Annotated in this window: 3 tRNA genes; all 3 read left to right on the plus strand. The window is 50.4% G+C overall.

What is annotated here, in order from left to right:
• Positions 1 to 56 precede the first annotated feature (56 nt).
• The 3 genes from CP352_RS10835 to CP352_RS10845 all read left to right on the plus strand — a co-directional run bounded on the left by CP352_RS10835 (position 57) and on the right by CP352_RS10845 (position 321).
• Positions 57 to 129: transfer RNA gene (locus tag CP352_RS10835), tRNA-Lys, on the plus strand.
• Between the two features lie 13 nt (positions 130 to 142).
• Positions 143 to 224 (plus strand) — tRNA-Leu (locus CP352_RS10840).
• Positions 225 to 248: 24 nt separating this feature from the next.
• A tRNA-Thr gene (locus tag CP352_RS10845) sits at positions 249 to 321 on the plus strand.
• Positions 322 to 385: the final 64 nt, after the last annotated feature.

Genomic DNA, 385 nt, shown 5'->3' on the forward strand with positions numbered 1-385 from the left:
GAGCATCTGCCTTACAAGCAGGAGGTCACAGGTTCGAGCCCTGTATCCTCCATATCGAGTCGTTAGCTCAGTTGGTAGAGCAACGGACTTTTAATCCGTGGGTCGAGGGTTCAAGTCCCTCACGGCTCATGACCCTATATATGCGGGTGTGGCGGAATTGGCAGACGCGCTAGATTTAGGTTCTAGTGTTTTCGGACGTGTGGGTTCAAGTCCCACCACCCGTATTGCCAACCACATATTGACAATATGCCGATTTAGCTCAGTTGGTAGAGCATCTGTCTTGTAAACAGGGGGTCGTACGTTCAAGTCGTATAATCGGCATTTATATTACGCGGAAGTAGTTCAGTGGTAGAACATCACCTTGCCATGGTGGGGGTCGCGGGTT

Source organism: Lactobacillus sp. UMNPBX1, from assembly GCF_002554085.1.
GTDB classification, from domain to species: Bacteria; Bacillota; Bacilli; order Lactobacillales; family Lactobacillaceae; genus Lactobacillus; species Lactobacillus crispatus.